This is a genomic window from Streptomyces sp. SP17BM10, from assembly GCF_036322405.1.
GTDB lineage: Bacteria > Actinomycetota > Actinomycetes > Streptomycetales > Streptomycetaceae > Kitasatospora.
The window spans coordinates 133,480-148,310 of sequence record NZ_JAQYXB010000577.1 but is presented as its reverse complement, the minus strand read 5'-3'; the positions used below and the strand labels follow the sequence as shown (position 1 = coordinate 148,310).

General features: G+C 75.3%; 11 protein-coding genes. 5 read left to right on the top strand and 6 right to left on the bottom strand.

The window, feature by feature from the left end:
• Positions 1–170 precede the first annotated feature (170 nt).
• Positions 171–2,462, top strand: coding sequence for an ATP-binding protein (locus PUR71_RS17650; RefSeq protein WP_329927963.1), 2,292 nt, complete (start codon positions 171–173; stop codon positions 2,460–2,462).
• 4 nt (positions 2,463–2,466) lie between these two features.
• Here PUR71_RS17650 and nucS read toward each other — a convergent pair whose 3' ends face one another.
• Positions 2,467–3,126, bottom strand: a complete 660-nt coding sequence (gene nucS, locus PUR71_RS17645) for an endonuclease NucS (protein ID WP_329927962.1) — start codon at positions 3,124–3,126, stop codon at positions 2,467–2,469.
• 499 nt (positions 3,127–3,625) lie between these two features.
• Between nucS and PUR71_RS17640 the strand changes: the two genes are divergently transcribed.
• A complete protein-coding gene (locus tag PUR71_RS17640) occupies positions 3,626–4,018 on the top strand; it encodes an SCO5389 family protein (RefSeq protein WP_329927961.1) in 393 nt (130 codons plus the stop codon).
• 76 nt (positions 4,019–4,094) lie between these two features.
• Here the strand turns inward: PUR71_RS17640 and PUR71_RS17635 are convergent, their stop codons facing one another.
• Positions 4,095–5,255 carry an LLM class flavin-dependent oxidoreductase gene (locus PUR71_RS17635; protein WP_329928149.1) on the bottom strand — a complete coding sequence of 387 codons (1,161 nt, stop codon included), beginning with the start codon at positions 5,253–5,255 and terminating at the stop codon, positions 4,095–4,097.
• 389 nt (positions 5,256–5,644) lie between these two features.
• Here PUR71_RS17635 and PUR71_RS17630 point away from each other — a divergent pair, with 389 nt between their 5' ends.
• Positions 5,645–5,965 carry an ATP/GTP-binding protein gene (locus tag PUR71_RS17630; protein ID WP_329927960.1) on the top strand — a complete coding sequence of 107 codons (321 nt, stop codon included), beginning with the start codon at positions 5,645–5,647 and terminating at the stop codon, positions 5,963–5,965.
• Positions 5,966–5,992: 27 nt separating this feature from the next.
• Here the strand turns inward: PUR71_RS17630 and PUR71_RS17625 are convergent, their stop codons facing one another.
• Both PUR71_RS17625 and PUR71_RS17620 read right to left on the bottom strand, forming a co-directional pair.
• Entirely contained in the window at positions 5,993–6,760 is a 768-nt protein-coding gene (locus PUR71_RS17625) for an ABC transporter permease subunit (RefSeq protein ID WP_329927959.1), read from the bottom strand.
• Between the two features lies 1 nt (position 6,761).
• The gene (locus PUR71_RS17620) at positions 6,762–7,766 is read right to left on the bottom strand and encodes an ABC transporter ATP-binding protein (protein ID WP_329927958.1); all 1,005 of its coding nucleotides are present in this window, start codon (positions 7,764–7,766) and stop codon (positions 6,762–6,764) included.
• 92 nt (positions 7,767–7,858) lie between these two features.
• Here PUR71_RS17620 and PUR71_RS17615 point away from each other — a divergent pair, with 92 nt between their 5' ends.
• Together PUR71_RS17615 and PUR71_RS17610 are read left to right on the top strand one after the other, a co-directional pair.
• A complete protein-coding gene (locus tag PUR71_RS17615) occupies positions 7,859–8,656 on the top strand; it encodes an alpha/beta fold hydrolase (protein ID WP_329927957.1) in 798 nt (265 codons plus the stop codon).
• Positions 8,653–8,964 (top strand): hypothetical protein, encoded by a 312-nt coding sequence (locus PUR71_RS17610; RefSeq protein ID WP_329927956.1) that lies wholly within the window; start codon positions 8,653–8,655, stop codon positions 8,962–8,964. Before PUR71_RS17615 ends, PUR71_RS17610 begins: the two co-directional genes overlap by 4 nt.
• Positions 8,965–9,025: 61 nt before the next feature.
• Here the strand turns inward: PUR71_RS17610 and PUR71_RS17605 are convergent, their stop codons facing one another.
• A complete protein-coding gene (locus tag PUR71_RS17605; protein ID WP_329927955.1) occupies positions 9,026–9,955 on the bottom strand; it encodes a cellulose-binding protein in 930 nt (309 codons plus the stop codon).
• A 107-nt stretch (positions 9,956–10,062) separates the two neighbouring features.
• Positions 10,063–14,754, bottom strand: coding sequence for a hypothetical protein (locus PUR71_RS17600; protein WP_329927954.1), 4,692 nt, complete (start codon positions 14,752–14,754; stop codon positions 10,063–10,065).
• Positions 14,755–14,831: the final 77 nt, after the last annotated feature.

Sequence of the window (14,831 nt, the reverse complement as noted above, 5' to 3'; positions counted from 1 at the left end):
CGTGTGACCGGACCGTGCTGCACGCGCGCGGCCGGATGTGCGAGAGTCTGCCCGTCAGAAGACGGCCGTCGGCGCCGGGCCATGCCCGCCCGGTCCCGCGCACGGCCGCGACCGAGACGTCAGCCGGCCGGCGCGGCACGCCGGCGGCCGAGCACGATGCGGAGCAGAACGTGGCACAGCCATCCGGTGAGTTCCGGCAGGAGGCCGTCCGCGCCCGCAGTGGCGAGCTGGTCTCCGGCGCTCTGCTGGTGGGCGTCGGCGCACCGGACGGCTCCGAGGCCCGGCCCTGCCCCGAGGAGTGGCGCCCGCGCCCCCGCCGGGTGCTGCGCAGCGAGCCCGCCCGCGGACCCGTCGGCGGCGTCGAGCGGGCGGTCGGCCCGCTCGCCCTCGGCGCCGGCCCGGCCGACCTGCCGCTGCTCGACCGCGAGGCGGACGTCGCCGAACTCCTCGGCCTGCTCGCCGAGGGCCGCTCGATACGCCTGGTCGGCCAGGCCGGCTCCGGTCGCAGCGCCCTGCTGTCGGCCGTCGCCGAGGCCGCCGCCGACCTCGCCCCCGGCGGCGTCGTCCAGCTCTGCGGCCACCGCCGCACCGCCGCCGACGTGCTCCAGGAGCTGTTCGCCGCCACCCACCACGCCCCCGGCTACCGCCCCGACCCGGGCCAGCTGGCCGCGCACCTCGCCGACGTCGGCGCGATCGTCGTGATCGACGGCGCCGAACCCTCCGGCACCGAGCTGGAGGACCTGCTCTCCGCCGCCCCCCGCTGCGCCTTCCTGATCTCCGTCGACTCCGCCGCCCCGCCGCTGCCGGCCGGCTCCCGGCTCCAGGACCACCCCGTCGCCGGACTCTCCCGCGCCGCCTGCCTGGCGCTCGCCGCCCGGCTGGCCGGGCGGCCGCTGGACGTCGCCGAGAAGGCCTGGGCGGTCGACCTCTGGTTCGAGTCCGAGGGACTGCCGCTGCGCTTCGTCCAGGCGGCCGCGCTGCTGCGCCAGCGGGACGTCGCGGTGGACGCGCTGGTCGCCGCCGAGGAGGACCGACTGGACGTCTTCGGCGCGGTCGAGGGGCCCGTCACCGACCCCGACCCGGCCGTCCGCGAGGGCGCGCTGCGCCGGACCGTGCCGCTGCCGTCCGTCGCCGAGACCGCCTCGCCCGCGGTCCGCCTCGCGGAGGGGCTGAGCGAGCCCGCGCAGGCCGTGCTGCGGCTCGCCGTGGCGCTCGGCGGCGAGTGCCCGACGGCGCCGCACCTGCCCGCGCTGATCGACGTCGGCCAGGGCGAGAGCGCGCTCGCCGAACTAGCCGACGCCGGGCTCGCGGTGTCGATCGGCGGCCACCACCGGCTGACCGCCGGGGCGCTCGAACTCCTCCTCCCGCACTGGCCGGCGCGCGGCAGCGTCGACGGCGCGGCGCAGCACTTCGCCTGGTGGGTCGGGCACAGCTCGGTGTCGCTCGGGCAGATCGCGGCCGAGGCGGAGGTGGTGATCGGCGTCCTGCTGGCCGACCGCACCGCCGGACGCCACGAGGCCGTCGTCCGGCTGGCCAGGGCCGCCGCTCCGGCACTGGCGCTGTCGCTGCGCTGGGGGGCCTGGGAGCGGGCGCTGCAGCTCGGTCTGGAGGCCGCCCGGCGGACCGCCTCCAAGGCCGACGAGGCCTGGTTCCACCACGAGTTGGGCGTCTACGCGATCTGCGCGCAGGAACCGTCCCAGGCGATCGCCGAGTTGGAGACCGCGCTCACCCTGCGGGCCGTCGTCGGCGAGCAGCGGGGCGTCGCGGCGGCGCGCCGGATGCTCGACCTGCTGCGGGCCGAGGGCCGCCAACTGCCGGGCGCCCAGCCCGCGGCGGCGCCCGCGCGCGGTCCGGTGATCCGCAAGATCGCGGCCAGGGTGCCGTCCGGGCTGCGTTCGGGCAGGCGGCGGCGGGTGGTCGTCGCGTCGGCGGCGGTGCTCACGCTCGGGGTGCTCAGCACGGCGGTGGCGATGAGCGTCACCGGGCCGGGGGAGCAGCGGACCAACGACCCGCACACCCGGCTCGACCAGGACGACACCGGCACCGGGGGGCAGGTCCCGCTGCCGCGCTCCAGCTCCGGCGCCGCCACGCCCGCGGGCGCGGACGCCGCGGGCGCCAGTCCGGCGGCGAACGGGACCAGCTCGGAGCCCTCGGCGAGCGGCAGTGCGACGCATTCGCCGTCCGCGTCGGCGTCCGCCTCGGCGACGGCGTCGAAGAAGCCGAGCCGCTCGCCCGGTGCGACCGAGTCGGGCGCCCCGCAGCAGCCGCAGCCGCCCGCTCCGGGGGACCCGCAGCCGCCGGCGCAGCCGGGGCCGCAGCAGCCGTCCGTGACGCACTCGAGTCAGCCGTCGGCGCCGAGCAGTTCGCCGACGACCTCGACCCCGAGCCCGTCGTCCTCGTCCCAGCCGACGACGCCGGCACCGACGGGATCGGGCAGCCCGACGGCGAAGCCGACGGGCTGAGGCGTCAGAACAGCTTCAGCTTGTCGTCGTCGATGCCGCGCAGCTCGTCGTAGTCCAGGACCACGCAGCCGATGCCCCGGTCGGTGGCCAGCACGCGGGCCTGGGGCTTGATCTCCTGCGCGGCGAAGACGCCCTTGACCGGGGCCAGCAGCGGGTCCCGGTTGAGGAGTTCGAGGTAGCGGGTGAGCTGCTCGACGCCGTCGATCTCGCCGCGGCGCTTGATCTCGACGGCGACCGTCGCCCCGTCGGAGTCGCGGCACAGGATGTCGACCGGGCCGATCGCCGTCGGGTACTCGCGGCGGATCAGCGACCAGCCGGCGCCGAGCACCTCCATGCGGTCCGCCAGCAACTCCTGGAGGTGCGCCTCGACGCCGTCCTTGATCAGGCCCGGGTCGACCCCGAGCTCGTGGGACGAGTCGTGCAGCACCTCCTCCAGGGTGATGATGAGCTTCTCGCCGGCCTTGTTCTCCACCGTCCAGACCCCGTCGGCCACCTTGAGGGCGCACGGCGGGGACATCCAGTTGAGCGGCTTGTAGGCGCGGTCGTCGGCGTGGATGCTGACGCTGCCGTCGGCCTTGACCAGGATGAGCCTGGTGGCGGAGGGCAGATGGGCGGAGAGCCGACCGGCATAGTCGACTGAGCAGCGGGCAATTACGAGACGCACGGTCGACCACGCTAGCCCACCGGGGCCAGTTGATGCGATTCCGCGACGACGGGGTGAAGGAAGCGCGAACCCCGCGACCATGGAGGTTCGGCGGTTCCGGGGATGTCCCCCCGCGGTCTGGCGCCCCTACGCTGAGGTCGCTACCGTGTGTGACGGCATGCGTGCGGAGCCGCTGTCAACGGGGATGGAGACTTCAGATGAACGATCCGACAGGATCCGGCCATTCTGGTGCACCACGGCGTATTTACGGAGCAATCCCCAGGAACCACCGGCCTGGCCCGCCGTTGACTGCCACGCTGTTCTGAGCGCGGTCGGTGTCCGGGACGTTACGTCCAGTGGCGCCGCCGCACCTTCGCACGGTGCCGGAAACGGTGCCGGAAACAGCCGTTCCGTCGCTGTTCCGGACATCCCGTGCGATGTCGCCCACCCTCACTGTGAGCTTCGGACCACGCACCACCACCCGCGCGCCGCGCGCGGGTGGTCCGCGAGAGGAGAATCCATGTCGCTCGACGTCTCACCGGCCCTGCTCGAAAAGGCCGAGCGGGGCGAGGTCGACGAGCGGGAATTCGTCGACTGCGTCCGCGTCTCGCTGCCGTACGCCTGGAACCTGATCAGCTCGCTGGTCGCCCAGGCCAAGGTCGACGGCACCGACTTCGCAGACAATCAGGTACCGCCGCCCAGCGAGCAGGCCCGCGGCCAGCTCCTGCGGGCGCTCGCCAGCGACGCCATCCGGGGTGCCCTTCAGCGGCACTTCGGGGTCCGGCTGGCCTTCCAGAACTGTCACCGGGTGGCGGTGTTCCTGCCGTCCGACGCCAACGAGGCGCGGTTCGACCGTTTCACGTCCGTCCGGGAGCAGCTGCTGAACCAGTCCGAGGAACTCCGGGACTGCTGATCGACCCGCTCACGGCGGCGCCGGAACGCCGTCGGTCCCTCCCCCGGTGCGGGGGGAGGGGGCGGCGCGGTTCGGCTCAGCCCAGGTGCGGGAGCACCTCCGAACCGAGCCGGGCGATGTTGTGCAGGGTCGCCTCGTGGTCGCCGCTGCCCTCGGCGAGCAGCGCGAAGCGGCGGATGCCGGTCCGCTCGGCGGTGGCCAGCAGACGGTCGGCGCACTGCTTCGGGGTGCCCACCGCGTGCAGGTCGCACAGGAGCTCCGTGTACTGGTGCGGGTCGCGCATCTTGCGCTCCCGGCCGTCCACGGTGCGGTGGGCGCCGAGCCCGTACTCGAACCAGCCCGGCATCGCGCTCAGCAGTGTGGCCCGCGCCGTCGAGGTGCGGTCGTCGACCTGGGCCACGCCGGCCGCGACGTGCCGGCGGTTGATCCGGCGCAGCTGCTCCTCGTCCCGTCCGGCGGCCAGCCAGGCGCTGCGGTACAGCTGCAGCATGTTCAGCTTGTCGTCGTCGCCCGAGTGCATGCCCAGCAACATCGGCAGGCCGCGCTCGGCGGCGAGCCTGACCCCGGCCGGGGACGTGCACGCGACGACCACCGGCGGGCCGGCCACCGGCCGTCCGGCGGCGGTGAGTTCCTCGCCCGCGCCCGCACCGGCCCCCTCGACGTCCTGGCGCTGACGCGGCAGGCGCACCCGGCCGCCGGGCTCGCCCAGGCCCAGCCAGGCACCCAGCCCGGGCCGGCGCAGCGGCTCGGTCGCCCGTGGGACGACGGCGACCTCGGGGAAGGTGAACTGCGGCCCGTCCGCGCCGACCCGGGAGCCGCGCAGCCAGCGCAGCAGCAGGTCCAGCCGCTCCGGGAAGCCGCTCTCGAAGGCGTCCACGCCGCTGCCGAACACGTCCAGGTCGATCCACGGGCCGCCGCGGCCCACCCCGAGCGTGAAGCGTCCGCCGGAGGTGAGGTGCAGCAGCGCGGCCTGCTCGCCGAGTGCCACCGGGTGGGCGGTGGACAGCACGCTGACGGCGGTGCCGACGCCGATCCGGCGGGTGCGGCCGAGCAGCAGCGCGGCGAGCGTGGCGGCGTTCGGGCAGACCCCGTACGGGACGAAGTGGTGTTCGGCCAGCCAGACGCTGTCCAGGCCCGCGCGTTCGGCCTCGACGGCGGCGCGCACGGTGCGGTCGAGCACCTCCCCGTGGCTCTGTCCGGGGAACTGCGCGGAGAGCATGAAGGCGCCGACCCGGATCGGCGCGGTGTCCGCGGAGAACGCCGCGGCCCGCTGCGCGGCGGGCAGCGGATCGCCGGCGGCGGCCGTCACGGGGGGGACGGAGCTCAGCGCGGGCCCGGGGGCGGGCGGCCGGACCCCGACGGGCCGACGGGTCTCGGCGCGGGCGGTGGTCTTGGACATCGGTGGGCCTCCTCGGGTGCGCGCAGGGTCTGCGGGCCCCGCCTGTTCCCCTTGTGGGTATCGGATGTCATGTGCCAATGGCACGCCGAACCACGAATTTCGGGGAAGATCGGGTGGATCTCGCCGGAAACCCCGAACCGGCGCGTGATGCCGTGATAGAGGCTTTCGGAGGTCGTGCCCGGCCGTAGGCTGGAACGGTCCCGAGCCACCGGAGAGAGGTAGTCGCCGTGTCGCCCCGCCGCAACCGGATCAAGAGCGCCGCCGACCGGGCGGACGAACCGGCCGCCCCGCTGGGCGGTTCGCTGCGCCGCACCGAGAGCTACCAGGGCGACGACTGGGTGGTCCAGACGGTCGCCGGGACGGCCGGGCGCAACTACCGCTGCCCGGGCTGCGACCAGGAGATCCCGTCCGGGGTCGGCCACGTGGTGGCCTGGCCGATGCACGGCGCCGGGGTGGACGACCGGCGGCACTGGCACCGCGCGTGCTGGGGAGCGCGGGAGCGCCGGGCCTCCAACCTGCTGCGGGGCCGCGGCGCTCCGCGGTACTGAGTCCGACGCTCCCGGCGGGCGACAGCCCTACGCGTCGCGGTTCTTGAGCACGAGCGCGCCGCCGGCCAGCGCGGCCAGCGTCCAGGCCAGGCAGATCGCGAATCCCGCCCACGGGCCGTACGGCTGGCCGTGCTGCTCGTACACCAGCAGCATCCGCGAGCCCGCGTAGTCCGGGAAGTAGTGCGCGAGCGTCTTGACCTTCGGCACCGCCGAGAGGATCGGCGAGAGCAGGAAGAAGAACGGCACCAGCACGCCCAGCGCGAGCGTCTGGTTGTGCAGCATCGTCGTGACGCCGGCCGAGAACAGGCAGAGCATCGTCAGGTAGAGCGCGGCGCCGAGCACCGCGCGCAGCACGTTCGGCTCGCCGATGGTGGTGGAGTGCGAGCCGAGCAGTGCCTGGCCGATGAAGAAGGTGACGAAGGCCGTCACGATCGACACGGCCAGGGCGAGCGTGCCGAGGACGACCGCCTTGCCGGTGAGCAGGGTGCCGCGCTGCGGGACGGCGGCCAGGCTGACCCGGACCATGCCGGTGCTGTACTCGTTGCCGATGGCCAGCACGCCGAAGACGATGATGGCGAGTTCGCCGAGCATGATGCCGGAGAAGGCCGTACCGGTGGCGTCGAACTGGCTCTCGGCGTTGCGCCGGAACTCGTTGAAGTTGTTGTTGGTCAGCAGGGACAGCAGCGCGCCGATGCCGACCGTGACGACGAAGGTCAGCGCGAGGGTCCAGATCGTCGAGCGGACGCTGCGGATCTTCGTCCACTCGGAGCGCAGGATCGCCGGGAAGGACGCCATCTCAGTTCTCCTCCTGTCCGGCCGTGGCGGCCGTCCGTTCGCCGACGGGCTGCCAGCCGGCGCCCCACACGCCGGGCGCCCCGACCGCGTCCCGGCCCGGCCCGTCACCGGCGTGGTACTCCACCGAGTCGGCCGTCATCTGCATGAAGGCCTCCTCCAACGAGGCCTGCTGGGGGCTGAGTTCGTGCAGGACGACGCCGTTGGCGGCCGCCAGGTCGCCGAGCCCGGCGAGGTCGCCGTCGACCACCTCGTAGGAGCCGTCCGGCCCGGGCTCGTGGCGGATCCCGGCGCCGGCCAGGACGTCGAGCAGCCGCTCGGGGTGCGGGGTGCGCAGGCGCACGGCGGAGCGGGAGTTGCGCCGGATGAACTCGGGCATCGGCAGGTCGGCGAGGAGCCGGCCCCGGCCGATGACGACGAGGTGGTCGGCGGTGACGGCCATCTCGCTCATCAGGTGGGAGGAGACGAAGACGGTGCGCCCCTCGGCGGCGAGCCGCTTCATGAGGTTGCGGATCCAGAGGATGCCCTCCGGGTCCAGGCCGTTGACCGGTTCGTCGAACATGACGATCTCCGGGTCGCCGAGCAACGCCGAGGCGATGCCCAGGCGCTGGCCCATGCCGAGCGAGAAGCCGCGGGCGCGCTTGCGGGCGACCGGGGTGAGGCCGACCAGGGAGAGCACCTCGTCGACCCGGCGCTCGGGGATCCGGTTGCTCTGGGCGAGCCAGAGCAGGTGGTCGCGGGCGGTGCGCCCGGGGTGGACGGCCTTGGCCTCCAGCAGGGCGCCGATGTACTTGAGCGGTTCGCTGAGCTGTCCGTACCTCCGGCCGTCGATGGTGACCCGGCCGGAGGTGGGTCTGTCGAGGTCGAGGATCATGCGCATGGTGGTGGACTTGCCCGCGCCGTTGGGGCCGAGGAAGCCGGTGACGACCCCCTGGGGCACCCGGAAGCTGAGCCGGTCCACCGCGAGGGTCTTGCCGTAACGTTTTGTCAGGTCGTGCAACTCGATCATTCGCGCTCCCTTACTCTCTGTCAGGCTAGGACAAAGCGGATATCGCGGCCCGCTGAGTGGGCCCGCCGGGCGCACCGGAATACGGTGGCCCCATGACCCAGCTCCCCTCAGCATTGTCGGTGCGCGAGAGCGGCACCGGAACGCCCCTCGTGCTCCTGCACGCCTTCCCGCTGAACGCAGCGATGTGGTCCGCCCAACTGGACGCGCTGCCCGGACTGACCGGGGACGAAACCCGGGTGCTCGCCCCCGACCAACGGGGGTTCGGCGGCACTGCGCTGGGCACCGACGAGCCCTCGCTGGACCTGGTCGCGGACGACCTCGCGCTCCTGCTGGACGCGGCCGGCATCGACCGCGCGGTGGTCGGCGGACTCTCCATGGGCGGCTACGTGGCGCTGGCCTTCGCCCGCCGCCACCCGGACCGGCTCGCCGGGCTGCTGCTGGCCAACACCCGCGCGACGGCCGACGCCGACGCCGTCCGCGCCAACCGGGAGCGCATCGCCGCCGCCGTCCTCGCCCGGGACAGCGTCCAGTTGCTGCTCGACGAGGAGGTGGCGGCCGGCCAGCTCGGGCCGGACTCGCGGCACCTGGTCGAGCGGGTGCAGGCGCTGGTGGCCGCCGCCCCGCCGGCCGCCGTCGCGTGGGCGCAGCGGGCCATGGCGGCCCGGCCGGACTCCCGGGAGGTGCTCGCCGGGCTGCGGGTGCCGACCGCGCTCGTCGCGGGCGCGGAGGACGCCCTGGTGGCCGTCGAGGAGGCCGAGCTGATGGCGCGGCTGCGGCCGGACGCCGAGCTGACCGTCATCCCCGGGGTGGGCCACCTGAGCGCCCTGGAGGCTCCGGAGGCGTTCGACGACGCCGTGCGCAAGCTGCTCGCCCGGGTGGCCGCCGGATGACCGAGGAGGAGGCCGGCTGGGACTTCTCGGCCCTGGAGGTGACCGGCCGGATGCCGCTGACCAACCGCGGCGAGGGGCTGCTGGAGCTGACGCTGGAGCCGCTCGGCGAGGACTACTGGATGCGCCCGGGGGAGACCTTCATCGTCACCTCGTACGGCGACCACGGCTCGGGGCATCCGTTCGAGGTGCAGTACTGGCCGGACTCGGTCTCGGTGTGGTGCACGTCGTGGTTCGGCACCGTCTCGGACGACGAGGGCAACCAGCTCAGCAGCGGCCACCAGCGGCCGGACGGGGCCTACCCGAGATGATGAGGCCTTGAACGACGGCGGGCCCTCACCCGGGAGGGTGAGGGCCCGCCGTGCTGCTGCGTCAGCGGCCCTGCTGGGCGGGCACGCCGATGGTGTCGTCGTTCGGCAGCGAGGCGGCGGCCACGGCCGCGCCGGTCAGCGTCGCCAGCATCTCGCGGACGTTGGTCAGCTGGGCGTTGATGCTGTCGCGGCGGTTGGTGAGCGCCGCCAGCTCGCGCTCGGATTCGCTGCGGATCCGGTCGGCCTTGGCGTTCGCGTCGGCCACGATGTCCTCGGACTGGCGCTGGGCCGTCTCGACGGTCTGGCGGGCGCGGCGCTCGGCGTCGGTGCGCAGCTTCTCGGCCTCCAGGCGCAGCTGCTCGGCCCGGTGCTCGATCTCGGCGAGGCGCTTCTCGGCCTTGGCCTGGCGGGCGGCCAGGTCGCGCTCGGACTGCTCGCGGCGCTTGGCCAGGTTGGTCTCGAACTCCAGCGCGGCCTGGGCGGCCTTGGTGCGGGTCTCCTCGAAGAGGGCGTCCGCCTCCTCGCGCTTGTTCTGCGCGTCCTTGTTGGCCTCGGCGCGCAGCTGGGCCGCGTCGCTCTTGGCCTTGTCGACGATCCGCATGCCCTCGTCCTCCGCCTTGGCCTTGCGGTCCTTGGCGTAGTTCTCGGCCTCGGTGCGGACCTGCTGGGCGGCGGCCTCGGCGAGCTCGCGGTGCTGCTCGGCGGCGCGGTGCGCCTCGTCGCGCAGGTCCTTGGCCTCCTCCTCGGCGAGGCGCAGGATCTTCTCGACCCGGGCGCCGAGACCGGCGTACGACGGCTCCTGCTCGGCGACCGCCGCCTGGGCGGTCTGGGTCTCCAGGTGGAGCTCCTCGATGCGCTTCTCCAGCGCACTGATCCGGGTCAAGGCACTGTCACGGTCGGCCACCAGCTTGGTGATCCGCTCGTCGACCTGGGCACGCTCGTACCCACGGCGCACCAGGTCGAAGCCGTGAGGGGAGTGACTGTCGCTCATGGGGTTCTGGGCTTCCTGTCGTCAAACCGCTGAGGTGGTTGAGGGAATCCTGACACGGTACCGGAGTGTCGACGGCGAAATGCCGTCGTCCCGCGGACAATGTCCGCTCAATCGGGTGGTGCGTTCTTGGAGCGATTGCCACCCGACCGGGGGGAGCCAACTCCGGCACCGGCCTTGGCACCCCCGTCCTTCTTGCTGTTTCCCCCGTTGGTCTGTGCGACCGGTGACGGTGCCTCAAAGGCCTCCAGGGCGGACAGGACGTCCTGGACCCGGGAGATCTCGGTGTTGATGTCCTTGCGACGGCGCACCAGCTCGTCGAGCTCGCGACGGCCCTCGGCGGTGACGCGCTCGGCCTCGGCGCGCGCCTCCTCCAGCAGGCGTTCGGCCTCGGCCTTGGCCAGTTCGACCTGCTCGTCCGCCGCGCGGTCGGCGGCCTGCAGCCGCTTCTCCGCCTCGGCCGACGCCTTCTCCACCCGCTCCTCGGCCTCCTCCTGGGAGGACCGCAGCTTGGCCTCGGCCTTCTCGATCAGCGCCTCGGCCCGCTCGGTGGAGGTGGCGAGCTTGGTCTCCGCCTCCTTGAGCAGGCCCTCGGCCTTGCGGACCGCCGACAGCCGGACCTTGCTCGCCTCGGCGGACGCCTGCGAGGTGAGCTCCGCGGCCCGCTCCTCGGCGGCGGCGACCAGGGCCGCCGCGCGGTCCTCGGCCTCGGCGACAGTGGCGACCGCCTGCTCCTCGGCCTCGGTGAGCTGCTCCTGGGCGGCGGTCACCAGCGCGTCGACGCGCTCGCCGGCCGACTTCATGGCCGCCGCGTTCTCCTTGCGGGCGCGCTCGTGCAGCGCCTCGACCTCGGCGTCCGTGCGCTCGCGCAGCTCCTCGGCGCGCTCGCGGATCGCGGTGGCGTCCCGGCGGGCCTCGGCGAGCAGCGCGTCGGCGTCGGCGCGGCCCTTCTCCACCTCGCCCTGGCCGGCCGCCTCGCCGGCGGCGACCAGCCGGTCGGCTTCCTTGCGGGCGGCGGCGACCATGGCGTCGGCCTGTTCCTCGGCGGCCGCGGTGGTGGCCAGCGCGGTGGTCTGGGCGTCCTCGCCGAGCGACTCGGCGTCCGCGAAGGCCCGCTCCAGGACGGACTTCGCCTGGTCGCGGGTGGCCTTGTCGAACTGCTCGGCGGCCTCCCGGGTGTCCGCGTCGTAGGCGTCGGCGCGGGCGCGGGTGGCGGCGTCGTACTCGTCGGCCAGGGTGCGGGTGGCGAGCGCGTACTCCTCGGCCTCCGAGCGCAGCGCGGCGGCCAGCTCCTCGGCGTCGGCGACCAGGCCGGCGGCGTGCTCCTCGGCGGCGGCGACCGTCCGGGCGGCCTGCGCCTCGGCGTCGGCGCGCAGCTGGTCGGCGGCCTCCTGGGCGGTGCGCAGCTCGTGGTCGGCCTCGGCACGCAGCTGCTCGTCGTAGGCCTGGGCCTCGGCGCGCCGGCGGGCGAGCTCGGCCTCGGCGGCCTCGCGCTCGGCGGTGAGCTCCAGCTCGGTCTGCTCGCGCAGGGCGGCCGTCTCGGCCTCGGTGCGGGCGCGTAGGTCGGCGGTCTCGCGGTCGGCGAGCTCGCGCTGCTCGGTGGTCTCCCGGTCGGTCAGTTCGCGCAGCTCGGCGGTCTCCCGTTCGGCGTCGGCGCGCAGGTCGGCGGCGGCCTGCTCGGCCTGCTCGCGGACCTCGGCGGCCTCGCGCTCGGCGGTGGCCGTCAGCTCGGCGATCTGCTGGGAGGCGGCCTCGTGCAGGCCGGCCACCGACTGGCGGACCTCGGCGGCCTCGTCCTCGGCGGTCTCGACCAGCGCGGCGCACTCCGCCTTGGCGGCGGCGATCAGCTCGTCGCCGTCGGCGCGGGCCTGCTCCAGCACGGCGCCGGCCTCGGCGCGGATGGAGTCGGCGGTGGCGCGGGCCTCGGACAGCTCGCGGCCGGCCTCGGCGCGGACCGTCTCGGCCTGCTCGGCGGCCAGCGCCAGGTCGGCGGCGGCCTTCTCGCGGACCTCCTTGGCGGCCTGGGCGGCCTCGGCCTTGCGCTGCTCGGCGGAGACGCGGGCGGCCTCGAGCAGTTCCTCGGCCTCGGCGCGCTGGGCGGCCGCCTCGGTGGCGGTGCGCTCGGTGAGCTCGGCGGCGGCCTGCTCGGCCTCCGTACGGACGCGCTCGGCGTAGCCCTCCGCGTCGGCGCGCTGGGCGGCCGTTTCGGTGGCGGTGCGCTCGGTGAGTTCGGTGGCGGTGTGCTCGGCCTCGGTGCGGACGCGGTCGGCGTACGCTTCGGCGGCCTCGCGGACGGCGGCCGTCTCGGCGGCCGTGCGCCTGGTCAGCTCGTCCGCGGCCTGTTCGGCGGCGGTGCGCTGGGCGGCGGTCTCGGCGGCGGTGCGCTCGGTGAGTTCGGCGGCGGTGTGCTCGGCCTCGCTGCGGACGCGGTCGGCGTACGCTTCGGCGGCCTCGCGGAGGGCGGCCGTCTCGGCGGCCGTGCGCTTCGTCAGCTCTTCGGCGCCCTGTTCGGCCTGCTCGCGCGCGGCCCGGGCGGCGGCCAGCTGCTCCGCGGTCTCCTCGCGCTCGCGCTGGAGTCCGGCGGCGGCCTCCTCGTGCTCGCGCCGGCTCTCCTCGCGCAGCGCGGTGGCGACCGTCTCGGCCTCGCCCCGGGTGCGGGCGGCCTCGGCGTCGGCCTCGGTGCGCACGCGCTCGGCGTCGGCCACCGCGGCGTCCCGGACGGCCTTCGCCGCGGCCTCGGCCTCGGCCCGCAGGGCCTCCGCGACGGTGCCTGCCTCGGCGCGCACCCGCTGGTCGAACTCGGCGGCCTCGCGCCGGAGTTCGGCGGTCTCGCGCTCGGCGGCGGTGCGGTTCTCGGCGGCTGCCGCGCGGGCGGCGGCGAGCGCGTCCTGGCCCTGCTGCTCGGCGGCGGCGGTGATCTTCCCGGCCTCGGCGCGGGCCCGGGACAGGGTCTGCTCGGCCCGGCCCTGGGTCTCGGCGGCCTGCTCCTGGGCCTGCTCGCGCAGCCGCTCGATCTCCGCGGCGGCGCCGGCGCGCAGTTCGTCCGCGTCGGCCTTGGCCCTGGTGAGCAGGTCCTCGGCGTTCTTCGCCGACTCCTCGATCTGCAGCACGGCCTGGCGGCGGGCCTCGCCCCGGAGCTTGTCGGCCTCGGCGGCGGCCTGGGCGCGCAGTTCCTCGGCCTCGGCGCGCAGCCGGGCGGCCTCGTCCTGCATCTGCTCGATCCGCTCGCGGATCGCGGCGGCGTCGTCCAGGGCGGCGTTCTGGGCCTGCTCGACGGCGGCCTGGGCCTGCTCGCGCAGGAGCTGGGCCTCCGCGGCGGCCTCGGCGCGGATCCGCTCGGCCTCCGCGGCGGCCTCGCCGCGCGCCGCCTCGGCGTCCCGGTTGGCCCGGTCGAGGACCTCCTCGGCCGTCTTGGCCGCCTTGGCGAGGTGGACGGTGGCGTCCTTGGCGCCGGCCGCGCGGCCCTCCTCCTCGGCCTCGCTGCGCAGGCGCAGCGCGTCGGCCTCGGCCTGCGCGCGCAGGTCGGCGAGGTCGCGCTCGGTGCGGGCGCGCAGGTCGGCGATCGCCGCCTCGGCCTCGGCCTTCAGCTCGGCGGCGACGGACTCGGCGGTGGCCCGCAGCCGCTCGCTCTCCTCGGCCGCGGCGGCCTTCGCGGCGTCCGCCTCGGCCTGCCGGGTGGCGGCTTCGGCCCGGATCGCCTCGGCCTCGGCGCGGATGGCCTCGGACTCCTTGGTGGCCTTGGCGACCAGGCGGGCGATCTCGGCCCGCGCGGTCTGGGAGCGCTGCTCGTTGGCGGCGTCGCCGTCGGCGACCCGGCGCTCGACGGCGGCCTCGGCGTCGGCCTGGAGCTGCTCGGCGGCCCGCTCGGCCTGGGCGCGCAGCTCGGCGGCCTCCCGGCGGGTGCGCTCGGCCTCGGCGATCGCCTCGGCGCGCAGCCGCTCTATCTCGGCCTGCGCGTGGGCCAGCTCCTGTTCGGTGCGGGCCCGCTCGGCGGCGGCGTGCTCCTTCAGCCGGCCGATCTCGCTCTGCGCGGCGGCGAGCTGCTGCTCGGCGGCCGCGTGGGCGGCGGCCAGCCGCTGCTGGGCCTCGCCGCGGGCGGCGTCCACGTCGGCGGCGGCCTGGGCGCCGGCCTGCTGGGCCTGCTCGGAGGCGGCGCGCAGGAGGCGCTCGGCATCGTTCTGGGCCCTGTGCAGGGCGGCCTCGGCGGCGGCCTGGGCCTCGCCGCGGGCGGCGTCCACGTCGGCGGCGGTCTGCGCGCGGGCCTGGTCGGCCAGGGCGACGGCCTCGGCGCGGGCGGCGGCCATCATCCGCTCGGCCTCGGCGCGGGCCTCCTGGAGCAGGCGGTGGGCCTCCTGCTCGCTGCCGGTCCTGGTCTGCTCGGCCCAGCCGTTCAGATGCTGCTCGGCGTTGCGGCGCAGCTCGGCGAGCTCGTCCTCCAGCTGGCGGCGGCGGGCGGTGAGCTCGGCCTCCAGGCGGGCGGTGCGCTCGGCGGCCTCGGCCATGATCCGCTGGGTCGCGGCCTGGGAGTCCCGCAGCTGGCGCTCGGCGTCCGCGCGCATCTGCTGGGCCTGCATCTCGGCGGTGCGGAGCATCTGCTCGGCCTGGCCGGAGACGGCGTCGAAGGCACGCGGCTGGGCGAGCATGCGACGGGATTCGTGCAGCTTGGCCCGGAGCACCTCCACCTGGTAGGCGAGGTCCTCGGCGTGCTCGACTGCCTTGTCCCGCTCCTTTCGAGTCCGACCCATCTCGGCCTCGAACTGGGAGAGGTGATCGTCAGCCTCGTAGCGGTCGTTGCCCCGCACTCCGCGGTCCCATCCATCTCCTGGTCGCGTCCTCGACCCGGCCGGTGCGAGGCCCCCGTGGTTCCGGGTGCCGCTCC

Bases quoted from the DNA above. Each gene is read 5' to 3' on its own strand.
- PUR71_RS17640 (WP_329927961.1), top strand. From the start codon at position 3,626: ATGTCGCTCGACGTCTCACCGGCCCTGCTCGAAAAGGCCGAGCGGGGC.
- PUR71_RS17625 (WP_329927959.1), bottom strand. From the start codon at position 6,760: ATGGCGTCCTTCCCGGCGATCCTGCGCTCCGAGTGGACGAAGATCCGC.
- PUR71_RS17620 (WP_329927958.1), bottom strand. From the start codon at position 7,766: ATGATCGAGTTGCACGACCTGACAAAACGTTACGGCAAGACCCTCGCG.
- PUR71_RS17615 (WP_329927957.1), top strand. From the start codon at position 7,859: ATGACCCAGCTCCCCTCAGCATTGTCGGTGCGCGAGAGCGGCACCGGA.
- PUR71_RS17610 (WP_329927956.1), top strand. From the start codon at position 8,653: ATGACCGAGGAGGAGGCCGGCTGGGACTTCTCGGCCCTGGAGGTGACC.
- PUR71_RS17605 (WP_329927955.1), bottom strand. From the start codon at position 9,955: ATGAGCGACAGTCACTCCCCTCACGGCTTCGACCTGGTGCGCCGTGGG.